This window comes from Bacillus cereus G9842, assembly GCF_000021305.1.
Lineage (GTDB): Bacteria > Bacillota > Bacilli > Bacillales > Bacillaceae_G > Bacillus_A > Bacillus_A thuringiensis_S.
This window is the reverse complement of the sequence record NC_011772.1, coordinates 994,317-1,009,653: the sequence shown is the minus strand read 5'-3', so window position 1 is coordinate 1,009,653 and position 15,337 is coordinate 994,317. Positions and strand designations below refer to the sequence as shown.

The window sequence follows — 15,337 nt, the reverse complement described above, 5'->3', positions numbered from 1 at the left end:
ATTTTTATACAATTATCAAAATTGTATATTACCACTCCTTTTCTATGTATTGAAAAATAATTATCAGAAAATTTAATGTTTTAATTAATTATACCAAACTTTTCCTTTTTGATAACTTGAGAAACAATTATCAGAAAACTCACTAGAATAAATAAAAAAGCAAGCAGTTCCAGCACTCCGCTAAAACTACTTGCTCTCCTACTTACTATCTCTATTTTTACTCTTTAATGAATTCCTTCGTACTTCTCACTGTATCAATTGGACGAACTAATTTTTCAATTTCTTCACGTTTTGGCTCTAGGAATGGAGGTAAAGATAATTTTTCGCCAAGTGTTTCGTATGGCTCATCTCCCATAAACCCTGGGCCGTCTGTTGCAAATTCAAATAAGATTTGTGGTGCAACTCTTGCGTATAATGATTCAAAGAAATGACGGTCTACATAACCAGATGAAGGAAGTCCAACGCTACTGATTCTCTCAATCCATTCTTCTAATACAGCGCGATCTTCTACGCGGAATGCCGCATGGTGCACTGTACCAAAACCTTGTTGTGCTTCAGGAAGAACTGTATTATGTTCTACAATAACAGATGCACCGTTTCCGCCTTTGTTCACTTCAAATAAATAGAATTCCCCTTCTTGCGCAACCTCTTTAAATAATAGAACTTTTTCTAACACTTCTTTGAAGAAGCTAAAGTTTGCAATACGGATAAATACAGGTCCTAAACCAGTGATTGCATATTCTAATGGTACTGGCCCGTTTTGCCACGGTGTACCTGATTCGATTCCTTTATCAAGTTCATCTGAGATTAATTGATATTGTTGGTCATCAAAGTCAACGAAAGAAAGAGTTTTCTTACCAAATTGCTCTTTAATTCCTGTATGTTCTACTTCAAGACGGTCAAAGCGTTTCACCCAATACTCTAATGCTGCATCAGTCGGAACACGGAATGAAGTTTTTGAAATTTCATTTGTACCGTGTACGCCTTTCGGAACACCTGGGAAATCAAAGAATGTCATATCTGTTCCTGCACTACCTTTATCATCTGCAAAGAATAAATGATACGTTTGAATGTCATCTTGGTTTACTGTTTTCTTAACTAAACGCATTCCTAAAACGTGAGTGAAAAACTCATAGTTCTTTTCTGCACTACTTGTAATCGCTGTAACGTGGTGAATTCCTTTTAATTGGTTCATTTTATATTCCTCCAATGTTTTTTAATTTATATTTTCTCTCCTATTACTTCTCTTCAATAGGTGCTAAATTCGCTTCAATCTCTGCACGCTGATCTTCTAAGAACGGTGGTAAATCAAGTTTTTCTCCTAAATGTTCCACATCTCCATCAACTGTAAATCCTGGTCCATCTGTCGCAATTTCAAAAAGGATTCCGTTTGATTCACGGAAATATAAGCTTTTAAAGTAGAAACGGTCGATGATTCCTGAAGAATGGAAGCCTCTTTGTTTCACCTGTTCTTCCCAATAAGCAAGCTCTGCATCGTTTTTCACGCGAATTGCTAAATGGTGAATGCTACCGCGGCCCGGTTTTTCAGTAGGACCATCTAAATATTTCACAACGATTTCTCCAAAAGCCTCTCCTTTAATGGACTGGAAAATTGCTTCTTGATCATTTCGGCTAACCTCTGTATAACCAAACATCTCTGTAAGTGTACTCGACATTTTATCAAGTCTACGAACTGTCATTTCCACAGAACCCATTCCTTGAATTTGATGCTCTGCAGGAACTTCTGATTTCTCCCAAGCTTCCCAGTGCTCTACTTTTTCTCCGTTTGAAACGAGTAATACTAAGCGAAGACCTTCAGCATCCTCAAATTGCAAAGCAGGACGATTTGCATATGTTGTTATTTCACTATGTTTCACATCAAATTTCTCAAATCGTTCTTTCCAGTAATGTAAGCTATCCTCTGAAGGAACGAGCAATCCAATTCGAGTAATCGCATTCGTACCACGATATGTTCTTCCTACTAAAGGAATTTCAAAAAATGATAATTCCTTACCTGGACTTCCTGTTTTATCCCCATAAAATAGGTGGTACATTGACGGATCATCTTGGTTTACTGTCATTTTCACACGACGTAAGCCAAGCACGTTTTTATAAAAGTGATTATTTTCATTTGCATTTTTCGTAACCATTGAAATGTGATGATGCCCTTTAATTTCATACATTGGTTATTCCTCCGTTTCGTTTTACTAGTCAAGTGATAACTAAAAAAATAACATTTCCCACAACTAATATGGTTTTTAGCTTTTCAATTTATTCTTAATTATGTTTTTGTAAATTCATCTTAGTTTTTACTGTATAAGTTACTTTGTTTTTTAATCGAAAACAACTGAGTGTATGTTTTTCATATGACTCAATCGCTTTCGTCACTATCACTTTACACCTCAAGTGATTGAAAAGCAAGAGAAAAATCTCGAATTCGAGATTTTTTTGTTAAATAACATATAGGGTGTAAAATCTGATTATTTACGTAATTGACATTCTATTAAAACGCTCATTTACAGAAGAACATTATTCAAGTGAAGCCCTCTATAATTCAATTACAACTCCTTGAAAGTTTATGATACTATCCTGATCACACTTTTTATATTTAATGTTTTAAGGAAAAAAGCTATACTATAAGCGAAACTAAAAATCAGAAAGGAAATACCAGAACATGGAAAATTATATGCTATTTATCCTTACAGCACTCCTTATTATAATGATGCCTGGTCCCGGTTTTGCTTTAGTTACAAAAAACACTATCTCTCATGGTAGAAATGGTGGGATAAAGACCGTCTTAGGAACGGTATCTGGAATGATGATTCATACAATAATGGCTACACTAGGACTCTCTGCTATCTTAATGAAATTTGCTATGCTATTTACATTAATAAAATATGCTGGGGCATTTTATTTAATTTATTTAGCTGTAAAGTCAATTAAAAGTGCCTTTTCTAAAAAAGAAGATATGTCAGGTTCAGTGGAAATAAACTCTAAGGATATTGGAACGGTTAAAAGTTTTAGACAAGGATTTACCACGGCAATCTTAAACCCAAAAACGGCTGTATTTTTCCTTAGTTTTCTACCCCAATTTATTGTGAGTAATCAAAGTCATTTCTTCCAATTTCTTTTGTTGGGATTCACATTTACGACTTTGACAGCAATATGGTATTTACTTTATATCTCTCTAATACGTCAATTAAGAACTTTTTTAAGAAAAGAAAAGGTGAGCCGTACAATAGAGGGTATTACTGGCACAGTATTATTAGTATTTGGAGTTAGGCTATTTTTCCAAAAATAAATATGTAATAGAGAGAGTTTAAAACTTTCTGTTTTTCCAATAAATGAATCAATATAAAAAGTATGGCTTTCAAACAGTAAAAAAGTGAACAAACGGGTGTGTTTGTGGAATAAGCTTCAATAAAATAACCAAACTTTTTATAAAGAAGTGAATCGATTATATTAAAATTGATATAAAGGCGTTATCCTTTCCTATGATTTCTCAGAAAGAATAACGCCTTTCTCTTTTTAGAGGATATTTTGTCTAGTTAGCTTGATAGCGATGTGGTTCTATCCCTTATAAAGTGAAACTTTAATCAGTGGGGGTTTTGTTCATCCCCCACTGATTATTAGTTGAACCAATCGGGCTTTTACGGACAGTTGATCCCCCACCTAACTTCTTTGCTTCCGCTGAATTTTGAGGTGGGGGTCTTACTGCCCGTTAATGCGGGATAAATGTTACAAAAACATTTATAATAGCTCTAACTTGCACAATGCTTCCCGTTAATATAATACGCTGATTCTGTGAAAACCGTAAATACAACCTCTACTTCTGGAAGTCCAAAATCCATTACATATGTAGTAATGGCCTTGGCAAATCGATCACGAATTTCCTGTCCACGCTCGAACCATTTCACTTCAATAAGAGGAAACGCTTCTATTTCTTCTCCATTGAATACAAACGTAGAACTTGGTAGTTCCAACGTAAAATTATTCGTACCACACTCACAAATCTCTGCGAGCTCTTCTACTAATGGCTTGCTTATGTGTTTTAATTGTTCAGTAGTAATTCCACGAAACACAACATGCGGCATGTGAATCCCTCCTTTAGATAGTTTTATATTTGCTCACATCATAGCACAATTCTCCCACCTTTTAACAAAAATAGATGCTAAACAAGTTTCAACTCTTATTTTTAGGCCTGTTATACAGGCTGAAGCGATTCTAAGTATCTGCCATATTAAAGTTGATATGCTCCTATTCTAGTGGTGAGATATGTTTTAATCGTTCTTCGTTACCCCCATGCGTACTTCTTAACTATTTCATTTAATTTTTAATAAAGAAAACAGCCTCACTAAGCTTTTAGAACTTAATGAGGCCACTTTATTCACACTTTTAATTATGGAACGTCGGTTTATAGAACGAACGATTATCAAGTGCGAAGACACGCTCTGTGTATTCGCCTGGTTTTGTGCGTCCTAATGCGCGGTCCATCATGTTCATTTTTGCATCTAAGTTGTCGATGTAGTGCAGAATTTCTGCTTCTTTTACTAACGGTGGTTTTGGGCTACCCCATTCTGCTTTTCCGTGGTGAGAAAGGACGATGTGTTGAAGAATTAATACTTCTTCTGCATCGATGTTCAGCTCATCTGCTGCTTTACCAATTTCGTTCACCATGATAGAAATGTGGCCTAGTAAATTTCCTTCTAACGTATACGTTGTAGAAATTGGACCAGATAGTTCAATTACTTTACCAAGGTCATGTAAAATAACGCCTGCATATAGTAAGTCTTTATCTAATGATGGGTATAGATTTGAAATAGCTTTCGCTAAATCTAGCATTGATACAACGTGATAAGCTAGTCCAGATACGAACTCATGATGATTCTTTGTCGCTGCTGGATATTCTAAAAATTCATTTTGATGCTTATTTAATAAATGTCTTGTTAGACGCTGAATGTTCGGGTTTCTCATTTCAAATATGTATTGCGTAATTTTCTCAACCATATCTTCTTTTTTCACTGGTGCTTTTTCTACGAAATCCGAGATATCTGTTACTTCATTTTCATTCGCAACACGGATTTGTTTCACACGTAATTGAATACGTCCTTTGTAGTTTAAAATATCACCAGCTACTTTAACGATTGTTTCTGCTACATATTGTTTCTCAACTTCTGGTGATACGTCCCATAGCTTCGCTTCAATATCTCCACTTGGATCTTGTAAGATTACTGTTAAAAATGGCTTTCCATTACTTGCTAGACCTTTTGTCGCTGTTTTAATTAACAAGAAAACATCGACTTGTTCACCAACTTCATATTCTGCAATTTTCTTTTTCATTCGAATTCCTCCACCAAATCAGTTACTTTTAGTATAGCATATTACAACTCATTTTCTTTACGCTTATGTGTTAATTTTATAATCTGTTTTTCTGTAAAATACGCGAGTAAATGCGCATGACATGTAAAGAAGATGACTTGTCTATCTTTTGCGATTTCCTTTATTAGTTCAATCGTTCGATCCGTCCTTACCGCATCAAAGTGCACGAAACTATCATCAATAATAAATGGGTAATCATGTTCAAATGTTTTCGCAAGTGCAAATCTCAGCGATAAATATAACTGCTCCGCTGTCGCTTGGCTTAGTTCATGACTGTAAAAACGTATACCGTCGTTACGTTCAACAACGAACGGCTCCGCCTCTGACGGTGAAAAGATTTTACTATAGCGTCCGCCCGTTAAATAGACGAAATACTCTTCTGATTTTTGTAAAATACGAGGCAGATGCACTTCATGATAATATTGCTTCGTTTTCGTTAATACTGTCTTTGCGGCCGCATAAGCAGCCCACTTCTTCACTTGTTCACGTACTTGCGCTTTTTTCATTTCCCACTCATGCATTAAATCGCCGTACGTACTACCTTCTTCTAAATTCGCAATTTCCATACGATGTTTCGCGATGCGCTCTGTCAATTCTTTCTCTTGCGCCAGACAGTTTTGTACGACTGTAATTTCTCTCTTTAATTTCTCTTCATAACCGTCAGCTTCGTAATGTTCAGCTAATGATAAACTCTTTAAACGCTGTTCTAACAGATCAATTTGCGGTAATAAACGCACTACTTGTTTCTCAGCATCTTCACGTTTTTCCGCCAGTTTACCCGCTTCTAAAAACATCTCTTCATCTGTAGTCTCTGCAATATTCCATAATGCATTTCGTTCTACTAACAGTTGTTTCAATTGTTCTTGCATAAACTCATATTCTTCTTGCCATTCCGCCAGTTTTTCTTTTAACTGCTTACAAGTTTGGCGCTTCTCTTTCTCATTTTGCATACGACTTTGTGCCCCGTGTAGCTTACTATACTCCGCACTACCGATAACAGCTTCTAGTTTCTGTTCAAAATGCGAAATCATTTCATATAATGAAGATTTTCGCGTGCCTTCTTTTTCTAACTCCCGATATAATTGCTGCATTTTTTCAATACGCTCAAACGCTGGCAATATGTGTGCATACGTATAAAATTCTGGGAACATATAGCGCGTTTTATATGCATCTACTTGTTCTCCCGCCTGGAACGTTTCTCTCTCCCATTCCTCATACGATGAAACGACTTTATCATAAGCTCGCTCCATTTGCTGCAATTTATAAGACTCACGCTCAAATAGCTTCCGAATCTCTTCATCTTTTTCTAACTGATAGCGCACAGACAGCGCTTCTTCACTTTGTCTCCCGCCAGCACTTTGCTGAAGAGTAAGAAGCTCTTCTTGTAATCCACTTGACGGATCTTTATATAAAACAAGGGCAAGAACAATCCCTACAAAAACAATAACACTAATAAATAAGAGCGGGCGGTTATCAATAAATAAACTCGTGAATAAAACAAGCGTGTTAATAAGAAGTAACAGAAGACAAACTCTTTGCCACTGCTTTTTCTTTTGCATAGCTGCTCCTGCTTTTTCCTCATACTTGCGCTTCATTCTCTCTGCGCCCATACCGATAAACGCCGCATCTTGGAACGATTTCTCTTTCTCAACTAACGTATCTCGCTCTTCATCAACTAACATTTGTTTCTGAATCTGTCTTATATTTTCTTCTTGTTCTTCTAATTGCTCTTGCGCTACTTTAAAACGATCATCAAGCTGTGCTTTTTGCGTTTCTAATTCACGCGCTTTTTGTACGGTTTGCGTAATTAATTCTTTCGTTGCCAAACTCATGTCAAACGCAAGAACCGCTTCCTTTTCAAAAGTAGCACCAATTTGTTGTTCTAGTTCTGCAATTTCTTCTTTTATATTCGCAATACTTCCTGTCATATCACGCATTTCTTGGCGTGCATTTTCGTAAGACATATGTTGCATACGAAGTTCTTCTACATAACTTTCTTTTTGTAAAAACTCTTCATCTATTTGAATCGAGGCAATTTCCGATTGCACCGTCTCTATTTTTTTATGGAGCGAGTCAACTTGTAATTGGAGCGGCTCCATCTTCGCCTTAATCGCTTCATAGCGCGCCATTCCGTTTACAGGAAACTGCCCGCTCTCATTTTCTAACACTTTCTCATGCGCACGCTTTTCAATAACGAGTGGCTCAAGCGCTGCTAATATTTCATAATCTTGCTTTCGTTTTTCTGCACTCTCTTTCTCCATACGAACAGAAGCAAGTTTCTCTTCACTTTCTTTTAATTGCTCGACTTGTTTTTCATACGTGCCAATTTTCCCTTGCCACTCTTTCATCTTCTCTTCAAGTTTCTTCATCTCTTGCAGTGACACGTTAATTTCCGGTTTACGCCCACTCGGTTTAAAGCGTTGATCCATTTCTTTTTCTAGCTTTTTATCTAACTGTAATAGCGCATCGCTTCCGACTGCACTTGCCGAAAATAAATAATTGCCAATATCCGCTTCGCCGAGCTGATGAATATTTTGAAGACCATGCATATCAAATGAAAAGATCGATTCAAATAAACTTTCATTCATCCCGCTTAATATATCGTTTAAAATTTCCTCGCCGCCCGTTTTCCCGTCTTCAAAATAAACGGTCACCTCGCCAGATGCCGTCTTTGGCAATCGTTCAATTTTCAAACGACCGTACTTCTCTGTTTGTACAGTCATCGCTCCGCCATACTTCCCACCTTCTTTTGGCTCATAACGGCGCTGTCCTCTCGTCGGAAAACCGAACAAAATACTTTTCATAAACGAGCGAATTGTCGATTTCCCCGCTTCATTTTCACCGTATAACACCGTCAGTAAGGAAAGATCCATTTCCACATTTTCTAATTTTCCGTACCCATAAATATGGAGTTTTTCAATTCTCATTTTTTATCCCTCTCTTGCTGGAATAATTGCTCTAAAATAATATTTTCTGCTTCCTTTTGAATCTCTTTCTTCTCTTCTTCTGTAAAAGATTCAATACTATTACGCGCTACAGGAGACGTCCAAATGGTGCGCAACACGCCGTCCATATTGGTGAAAGCTTCTAACTCTTTTAGCACACTACCGACGAAATGATTTTCTTCTTTCAAACGCTCGATTTCCGCAAAAGAAACCGTCTCATTTTTCCACTTCATCACATATACGAAATCTTTTCGCTCTTCGCCAGATGCTAAAATGTGAAAAATCTCTTCCACACGCTTTTCGTCACGCAAATAAGGAGAAAGTGGGCCCTGCCCTATGAATACGACAGTTAAAAGCGTCCCTTCCTCTTCTCTTCGGCAATCATTCATCGCAGTTGACATGCTCGTCATAAGTTCATCAACAGTTTCAAGTCCATCAATACAAACCTCGATCTCATCCCATACAACATCTGCCGTATGGAAAAATGAACAGTGCGTTCCTTGTTTCGTAAGTTCAATAAGGTACGCACCCTTCTCACCTGTTTCCTTACGATGACGACCTTGTATGTTCCCTGGATAAATAATGTATGGCTCTTCTGATAAAATTTCACGTTTATGTATATGGCCAAGAGCCCAATAATCAAACTGTTTTTCTTTCAACTCACGAATTTGAAACGGTGCATAGCGATTATGCTCTGCATCTCCTTCCACACTTCCGTGAAGCATGCCAATATGAAAAGGCGCATCACTCATTTTCGTATACTGCGCTGTCATATTATCCGTTACCGCTTGCTGCAAATAACTAAACCCATAAATAGAAGCTAATAGCTCACCATTTTTATAAAATGATTTCTCTTCTACGTAAGGCTCCGTAAACACATGAACATTTTCCGGAAACTCAATCGCTGCCCAGCTTCCTCCTAAATGATCATGGTTACCGTGAATAATAAAAACAGGGATATCGTACTGCGAAAGTCTCTTCATTTGCTCACGCACAAACACTTGCGCCCTCAAACTTCTCGTCTCCGCATCATACAAATCCCCAGCTAGTAATACGAAATCAACGCGCTCTTGAATCGCTTTATCAACAATACGCTCAAATGATTCAAACGTACTTTGCTTCATTCTCTCCCAAACAGACTGCGCAACATTCATCTCCATTCCTTTAAACGGACTATCCAAATGCAAATCAGCCGCATGTATAAACTTTACTTGTTTCACAAATAACGATCCTTTCTATCTTTCAAAAGTTTCATTTTATTAAAATTAACATCGCTGAAAACTAATCATCATCGAGAATGAAAATATTCTCGATGATTAAAGTTTCATTCTATTTTACCACGCAATGTCATATATTTCTTTGCATATTGTAGCGTTTTATGTCAAAATAATTATAAGATTCTGATTTTAATTATTGGAGGGAATTTTCATGGGAGTATACGTTCTAACAGTCTTTGAAAAAGATGGTTCAAAAGCATTAGACGAATCATTCGAGGCGGCAACTGAAAAAGAAGCAAAAGCAAAAGGTGAATCTATTTTACAAGAAAAAGGATTGTATGAAAAAACACATCGCTGTACATCTACTGCAGGTAAGCTCGTTTTATTCCAGCGCTAAAAAAAAGAAGCGTCATCCGCTTCTTTTTCACTCTACTATATCTTCGTCACACCACGTAAACACCACATCTAGAATGCGATTACCAATACGTACGCGTTTATTCCATTTACCTGTTTGGATCTGATGTTGCAATTCAGCTTTCATCTTTTCCGTCCAGTCGTGAATCGTTTCACTACCGTCGTACGGATATACGCCTGGAAACTCTTCCTGCAGTAGATGCAAGCTCTCTGCATCAAAATGAAAATGGAAGAAGTAGTTTGCTGTAAGCGATGGTTCTTGCAATCGTAAAAAATGATCATCAATTTGCTTTCTATTTCTATAGAAAGTAAAGATATTCACTTTACCGCTAGTAATTTGGTCAATTTGAATTTCGTGCTTCTCTATAATCACGTCTTGTCCACCTCGTTGTATACTATCTTTAGTATATATGTCTTTTGCAACAAAGTTAACCATTTTCGCGCGAAATTCATTTCCTTCATTATATTACCTGTACCTCCATATGCAATCAGAACAAATAAAAACAAAGTTGAAGGGGAGCGATCACATGTATTTCGGAAGCAAAGGTTGGTATGTAAAAGAACTTAAAAAATTAGGTATCCGTACTTATGAAGGTAAAAAACTAGAATCGTATCGTACGCATGTGTTATCTAGTTTACTTGAGAGAATGAAGAAGGCTTCGGCTTAATAGAAAAACACCTCCCGAATTCGCATACTAAGTATGCAAATTCAATGGAGGTGTTTTTATCAGTTTTCATAAAAGATTTTTTGCTTCCGCTGGAACGGATACGTTTTAATCTCAACTGTATCTAAATTTTCATTGAATAAATGAATGGCTATAATTTGTCTACAATCGTAAGTATGGTAATAATATGTTCCAGACTCCATACACATTGCACTTGTATAGATAGTATTATCTAATATACCGTCTTCTGTTATTACTGCCCCCTTAGGAACCTCACAATTTGATAAGATATGAAAAATAGCCGATATCCCGTCTTCTTCGTTCTCTATACCTTGAATGTTTTGTTTGCCATATGCTGCCCGCACGAATCTTGATGGCGGGGTGAAATCTCCAGGAAGTCCCATCGATCCGGAACCTTGGCCAAAAGCACTTAATGGTACGTCTCCCCACTCGGTTGGTGCAAATGGCTGCGATTTAAGTCCAATATATTGTCTTAAATTTTGTAAATGCCAATTAAACTCCGGGCTATTAGTCATCACTCCTATTGGATTGTCATACATTTTTATTCCATCAGTTGTCGGCTCAAGTACAATACACTCTCCCCATTTATCTGCTAAAATCCAATGTAGTGGCGGAGTAATCCCTAAAACTGGTAATGGTACATCTATAAGGGAAATGTTATCAACAGATTTTTTTAACTCTTCAACAGAATTAAACTGCGTCAAGCTCCAAGCCACAAAATCAAATGGTGCTAAATTCGTTTTATGGTCATCTATGCTGTTACTATAAGTAGCGAATCCCGGGAAATAGAGAGTGGCACATGTCATACCAGCTTCATTTACTCCGTCCGCCATAATAACCCTTCCTTCATGATTAATTCCCATTCCGACAACAGCCTTTTTCGCTCGGATCGTTTCACCAGTTATATTTTTCCACTGATAACGCCGAGGAATGATTATTACTTCCTGATTCATATCTAATGTGAAATCCATTGTTCTCGCAAAAAGATGCTGGAAATTTTTTGTTTGTAACGTCAAACTAGTACACATGAAGAAATCCCCCCATTTTATAGTTATATACACATTTTATAAAATTCTGATAAATACGCAAATTAAAAAACCTATTTATCACTAACAAAATAACCACCTAAACCAAAAATGCTATAATAAACCCAATCAAACTAAGGGGGCAAATTACTTTGCTTGGAACATGCATTCAATTTCATAAGTTTGGCAATCCAAAAGACGTATTACAAGTTGAATATAAAAATATAGAACCACTGAAAGATAATGAAGTTTTCGTTCGTATGCTAGTTAGACCGATTAATCCATCTGACTTAATTCCCATCACTGGAGCATACGCACATAGAATCCCTTTGCCTAACATACCTGGTTATGAAGGTGTTGGTATTGTAGAAGATGTTGGCGCAGGCGTTACTCGAGACCTTATCGGTAAACGTGTGTTACCTTTACGCGGGGAAGGTACTTGGCAAGAGTATGTGAAGACGTCAGCTGATTTTGTAGTCCCTATCCCTGATTCCATCGATGATTTTACAGCAGCGCAAATGTATATTAACCCTCTTACGGCGTGGGTTACTTGTACAGAAACGTTAAACTTACAACGTAATGACGTTTTATTAGTGAATGCTTGTGGATCTGCTATTGGACATCTATTTGCGCAGTTATCACAAATTTTAAACTTCCAATTCATTGCCGTTACAAGAAATAATAAGCATACAGAAGAATTACTACGCCTTGGTGCTGCATATGTAATTGATACTTCCACTGCCCCGCTTTATGAAACAGTTATGACATTAACAAACGGCAGAGGTGCAGATGCTGCGATTGATTCTATCGGGGGGCCGGCTGGAAATGAATTAGCTTTCTCCTTACGTCCAAACGGGCATTTTTTAACGATCGGTCTTCTATCAGGAATACAAGTGAACTGGGCCGAGATTGTCACGAAAGCAAAAGTACACGCAAACATATTTCATTTACGACATTGGAATAATGAAGTGTCACCATATAAATGGCAAGAAACGTTTCGTCACTTAATTCGTTTAGTAGAAAATAAGCAATTGTGTTTTATGACGGTACATTCTACGTATGACTTAGCAGATGTGAAAGCGGCAGTTGATGTTGTGCAATCTGCTGAGAAAACGAAAGGGAAAGTGTTTTTGACGAGTTATTGAATGCAATTGAAGACTCTATTTTGATTGATTTTTTTATGCCTTATAAACCTAATTTTGATATCCCGGCTTCAACTACCTAAAAATAACATTGTCAACAGCACTTATATTGGTTATCATAAAAGCGAACATAACAGGAGATGAGCAGATGAATATGAACGAAAAGAAATCTTTTTCAAAAGTTTCTCGGCGGAAATTAGTCGATGAAGTATTGGAACGTCTACAAGAGAAAATCTTTTCTGGGAAGTATGAAGTTGGTGATCGCCTCCCTACAGAGCCGCAATTAATGGAAGAGTTAGGGGTAGGACGCTCAACGCTACGAGAAAGCATAAAAATATTAGTACATGCTGGCATATTAGAAGTTCGACAAGGACAAGGTACTCGTATTGTCTCACTTAATATAACGCAAGATTCATTTGAAAAACGACTACAAGCAGCTAATATAAATCATGTGTATGAAGCACGAAATATGTTAGATAAAGAAGTAGCGATGTTAGCGGCACAGCGCCGAAGCGACGAGGATCTTTTATACTTAAAAGGACATTTGAATAAAAGAAAAAATGCCCTTCAAGAAGGAAATTATGTAGCATACATAGATGCAGACATTCAGTTTCATCTAGCCATTGCAAAGGCGAGCAAAAACGAAGTTCTACTTGATTTGTATCAATCTTTCGTACCTGCCCTTCGTCACATTTTAAGCCAATTCATATTAAATACAGCGAACTATGAAGATAACTCTGACATTCATGAAAAGTTATTCCAAGCGATTTTAAAACAAAATACTGAAGAAGCACGAAAATACGCTGTTCAAAATTTGGAGCTGAAATAAGCTCCTTATCTATTACACAAAAACATCAGATGATATACTCAATAACATCTGATGTTTAAGAGAGGAGAAAATGAAATTGAAACATCAAGAACGAACTTATTTGTATATACTAGCGCTATTTTTTGTTTCTATTAATTTACGTATCGGAATTACATCTGTTTCACCTGTATTAGAAACAATCCGACAAGACTTAAATATAAGCAATTTTTCCGTTAGTTTTTTAACAGCTATTCCTGTTTTTTGTATGGGGACATTCGCCTTACTGACTGGGAAGGTAATTAAGAAATACGGGGCAGAAAAATCAATTATGGCTTGTCTTATTTTAATTGGCTTGGCAACATGTATGAGAGCTTTTACCTTTTCTATTTCCACATTATTCGCGAGCTCTTTATTTATCGGTATTGGAATTGCACTTGCAGGTCCGTTATTATCAGGTTTTATTAAAGAAAAATTCCCTACGAAAATCGGCTTAATGATTGGAATATATTCAGTAGGTATGGGTACTGGTGCTTCTTTAAGTTCAGGATTAACGATTCCTTTACAACATGTATTAAAAGGATCTTGGAATATGGCACTCGCTTTTTGGGGTGCACTAACTATTATCGCCATTATATTTTGGTATCCCATTATGAAACGAAAAAAGAAGACGAGCACACAAAATAAAAAGAATAATAAATTGCCTTTAAGAAATAAAAAAGCATGGTTATTTACAATCTTTTTCGGACTACAATCAGGAATCTTTTATTCCATTACGACTTGGCTTGCGCCAGCAAATCAAAGTATGGGTGTGAGTAGCGAGCAAGCGGGTACTCTTATAACTGTTTTTACAGTGATTCAAATGATATGTAGCTTTTTAATTCCAACATTAGCGGATATTTATAAAAACAGAGCACTTTGGTTATTAGGAAGTATATGCTTCGTACTCGTAGGTTTATCGCTTATGATTTACCCACTAACTACACCATGGACCCCTTCTATTTTACTAGGGATCGGGCTCGGCGGCGTATTTCCACTCGCTCTTATGCTGCCACTATATGAAACAAAAACTTCAGAAGATGCAAGTGCATGGACTGCTATGATGCAATCAGGAGGATATATTATGGGCGGATTCATTCCTGTCCTAGCTGGAATCGCTCGTGACTATTTTGATAGTTATACGCAAGTTTTTATTATAATGGCACTTTTAAGCTTAATTTTACTCCTATTAACTTTAGTCATGAACAAAAAGGAAGGAGAAGCAAAAAATCTTATCTCCGCTTAAACTAAAAAATGTTATTACATGGTATAATTTGGTTAAAATACGAAAGGAGCTTCTAATATGTGGTTCATTTCGGCAATCGCGCCCGTTTTAATAGTTGGTGGAATTGTAGTATTTGTAATAAAAAGAATGGAACGGAAATATAAAGAAGGAAAATTAGGTAAGAAAAAACCTCAAAAAGCTCAACTGTTATTAGATAGTTTAATACCTATAGGAATGCTTTTTGGCTGTATAATCGGTTTGATTTTCGGCATGTTTTTCCCAGATTTCTCACTGCTTTCCATTAGTTTAGGATCCGGAATAGGCTATTTATTTGGTTTTTTTGCCTATGAAATTTATAGCAAGACAGGAAACAATTTTTGTTAATCCAAAAGGAATAAGCGGGACAGTACATAGTAATCATATAAAATATGTAACTGTCCTTTATTTTTGCATCAATGTT

15 protein-coding genes are annotated in these 15,337 nt (G+C 36.6%); 7 read left to right on the top strand and 8 right to left on the bottom strand.

Features of this window, described 5'->3' with window-relative positions:
* Positions 1-217: 217 nt before the first annotated feature.
* Together BCG9842_RS05040 and BCG9842_RS05035 are read right to left on the bottom strand one after the other, a co-directional pair.
* Positions 218-1,195 carry a ring-cleaving dioxygenase gene (locus BCG9842_RS05040; protein ID WP_001072580.1) on the bottom strand — a complete coding sequence of 326 codons (978 nt, stop codon included), beginning with the start codon at positions 1,193-1,195 and terminating at the stop codon, positions 218-220.
* A 43-nt stretch (positions 1,196-1,238) separates the two neighbouring features.
* Positions 1,239-2,183 (bottom strand): ring-cleaving dioxygenase, encoded by a 945-nt coding sequence (locus tag BCG9842_RS05035; protein ID WP_000272953.1) that lies wholly within the window; start codon positions 2,181-2,183, stop codon positions 1,239-1,241.
* Between the two features lie 491 nt (positions 2,184-2,674).
* Here BCG9842_RS05035 and BCG9842_RS05030 point away from each other — a divergent pair, with 491 nt between their 5' ends.
* Positions 2,675-3,301: a LysE family translocator gene (locus tag BCG9842_RS05030; protein WP_000433007.1), complete on the top strand. Its 627-nt coding sequence runs from the start codon at positions 2,675-2,677 to the stop codon at positions 3,299-3,301.
* Between the two features lie 460 nt (positions 3,302-3,761).
* On the opposite strand, the gene BCG9842_RS05025 is transcribed toward BCG9842_RS05030, so the two are convergent.
* The 4 genes from BCG9842_RS05025 to BCG9842_RS05010 form a co-directional block, all read right to left on the bottom strand.
* Positions 3,762-4,094: a DUF1904 family protein gene (locus tag BCG9842_RS05025; RefSeq protein WP_001120960.1), complete on the bottom strand. Its 333-nt coding sequence runs from the start codon at positions 4,092-4,094 to the stop codon at positions 3,762-3,764.
* Between the two features lie 301 nt (positions 4,095-4,395).
* Positions 4,396-5,340 carry a 3'-5' exoribonuclease YhaM gene (gene yhaM / locus BCG9842_RS05020; protein WP_000726650.1) on the bottom strand — a complete coding sequence of 315 codons (945 nt, stop codon included), beginning with the start codon at positions 5,338-5,340 and terminating at the stop codon, positions 4,396-4,398.
* Between the two features lie 41 nt (positions 5,341-5,381).
* Positions 5,382-8,306, bottom strand: coding sequence for an ATP-binding protein (locus tag BCG9842_RS05015; protein ID WP_001217609.1), 2,925 nt, complete (start codon positions 8,304-8,306; stop codon positions 5,382-5,384).
* Complete coding sequence (locus BCG9842_RS05010) at positions 8,303-9,544, bottom strand: metallophosphoesterase family protein (RefSeq protein WP_000815702.1); 1,242 nt, start codon at positions 9,542-9,544, stop codon at positions 8,303-8,305. Before BCG9842_RS05010 ends, BCG9842_RS05015 begins: the two co-directional genes overlap by 4 nt.
* 208 nt (positions 9,545-9,752) lie before the next feature.
* On the opposite strand from BCG9842_RS05010, the gene BCG9842_RS05005 reads away from it, so the two are divergent.
* A complete protein-coding gene (locus tag BCG9842_RS05005) occupies positions 9,753-9,938 on the top strand; it encodes a YhzD family protein (protein WP_000539552.1) in 186 nt (61 codons plus the stop codon).
* Between the two features lie 27 nt (positions 9,939-9,965).
* Here the strand turns inward: BCG9842_RS05005 and BCG9842_RS05000 are convergent, their stop codons facing one another.
* A complete protein-coding gene (locus BCG9842_RS05000) occupies positions 9,966-10,328 on the bottom strand; it encodes a hypothetical protein (RefSeq protein WP_000582776.1) in 363 nt (120 codons plus the stop codon).
* Between the two features lie 154 nt (positions 10,329-10,482).
* Between BCG9842_RS05000 and BCG9842_RS04995 the strand changes: the two genes are divergently transcribed.
* Positions 10,483-10,623 carry a YflJ family protein gene (locus tag BCG9842_RS04995; protein ID WP_000273536.1) on the top strand — a complete coding sequence of 47 codons (141 nt, stop codon included), beginning with the start codon at positions 10,483-10,485 and terminating at the stop codon, positions 10,621-10,623.
* Positions 10,624-10,682: 59 nt separating this feature from the next.
* On the opposite strand, the gene BCG9842_RS04990 is transcribed toward BCG9842_RS04995, so the two are convergent.
* Entirely contained in the window at positions 10,683-11,669 is a 987-nt protein-coding gene (locus BCG9842_RS04990; protein ID WP_000337586.1) for a choloylglycine hydrolase family protein, read from the bottom strand.
* Between the two features lie 149 nt (positions 11,670-11,818).
* Between BCG9842_RS04990 and BCG9842_RS04985 the strand changes: the two genes are divergently transcribed.
* The 4 genes from BCG9842_RS04985 to BCG9842_RS04970 all read left to right on the top strand — a co-directional run bounded on the left by BCG9842_RS04985 (position 11,819) and on the right by BCG9842_RS04970 (position 15,261).
* A complete protein-coding gene (locus BCG9842_RS04985; protein ID WP_000901739.1) occupies positions 11,819-12,811 on the top strand; it encodes a zinc-dependent alcohol dehydrogenase family protein in 993 nt (330 codons plus the stop codon).
* Between the two features lie 145 nt (positions 12,812-12,956).
* Complete coding sequence (locus BCG9842_RS04980) at positions 12,957-13,637, top strand: FadR/GntR family transcriptional regulator (RefSeq protein ID WP_001056900.1); 681 nt, start codon at positions 12,957-12,959, stop codon at positions 13,635-13,637.
* 70 nt (positions 13,638-13,707) lie between these two features.
* Positions 13,708-14,898, top strand: a complete 1,191-nt coding sequence (locus tag BCG9842_RS04975) for an MFS transporter (RefSeq protein ID WP_041488111.1) — start codon at positions 13,708-13,710, stop codon at positions 14,896-14,898.
* 57 nt (positions 14,899-14,955) lie between these two features.
* Positions 14,956-15,261 (top strand): hypothetical protein, encoded by a 306-nt coding sequence (locus BCG9842_RS04970; protein WP_000264237.1) that lies wholly within the window; start codon positions 14,956-14,958, stop codon positions 15,259-15,261.
* Positions 15,262-15,337 lie beyond the last annotated feature (76 nt).

What these genes read in the sequence shown, in the direction of transcription:
- BCG9842_RS05035 (WP_000272953.1), bottom strand. Translation starts at nt 2,183, where the DNA reads ATGTATGAAATTAAAGGGCATCATCACATTTCAATGGTTACGAAAAAT.
- BCG9842_RS05005 (WP_000539552.1), top strand. Translation starts at nt 9,753, where the DNA reads ATGGGAGTATACGTTCTAACAGTCTTTGAAAAAGATGGTTCAAAAGCA.
- BCG9842_RS04995 (WP_000273536.1), top strand. Translation starts at nt 10,483, where the DNA reads ATGTATTTCGGAAGCAAAGGTTGGTATGTAAAAGAACTTAAAAAATTA.
- BCG9842_RS04975 (WP_041488111.1), top strand. Translation starts at nt 13,708, where the DNA reads ATGAAATTGAAACATCAAGAACGAACTTATTTGTATATACTAGCGCTA.
- BCG9842_RS04980 (WP_001056900.1), top strand. Translation starts at nt 12,957, where the DNA reads ATGAATATGAACGAAAAGAAATCTTTTTCAAAAGTTTCTCGGCGGAAA.
- BCG9842_RS05040 (WP_001072580.1), bottom strand. Translation starts at nt 1,195, where the DNA reads ATGAACCAATTAAAAGGAATTCACCACGTTACAGCGATTACAAGTAGT.
- BCG9842_RS04970 (WP_000264237.1), top strand. Translation starts at nt 14,956, where the DNA reads ATGTGGTTCATTTCGGCAATCGCGCCCGTTTTAATAGTTGGTGGAATT.
- BCG9842_RS05030 (WP_000433007.1), top strand. Translation starts at nt 2,675, where the DNA reads ATGGAAAATTATATGCTATTTATCCTTACAGCACTCCTTATTATAATG.
- BCG9842_RS05025 (WP_001120960.1), bottom strand. Translation starts at nt 4,094, where the DNA reads ATGCCGCATGTTGTGTTTCGTGGAATTACTACTGAACAATTAAAACAC.
- BCG9842_RS04990 (WP_000337586.1), bottom strand. Translation starts at nt 11,669, where the DNA reads ATGTGTACTAGTTTGACGTTACAAACAAAAAATTTCCAGCATCTTTTT.
- yhaM (WP_000726650.1), bottom strand. Translation starts at nt 5,340, where the DNA reads ATGAAAAAGAAAATTGCAGAATATGAAGTTGGTGAACAAGTCGATGTT.
- BCG9842_RS05015 (WP_001217609.1), bottom strand. Translation starts at nt 8,306, where the DNA reads ATGAGAATTGAAAAACTCCATATTTATGGGTACGGAAAATTAGAAAAT.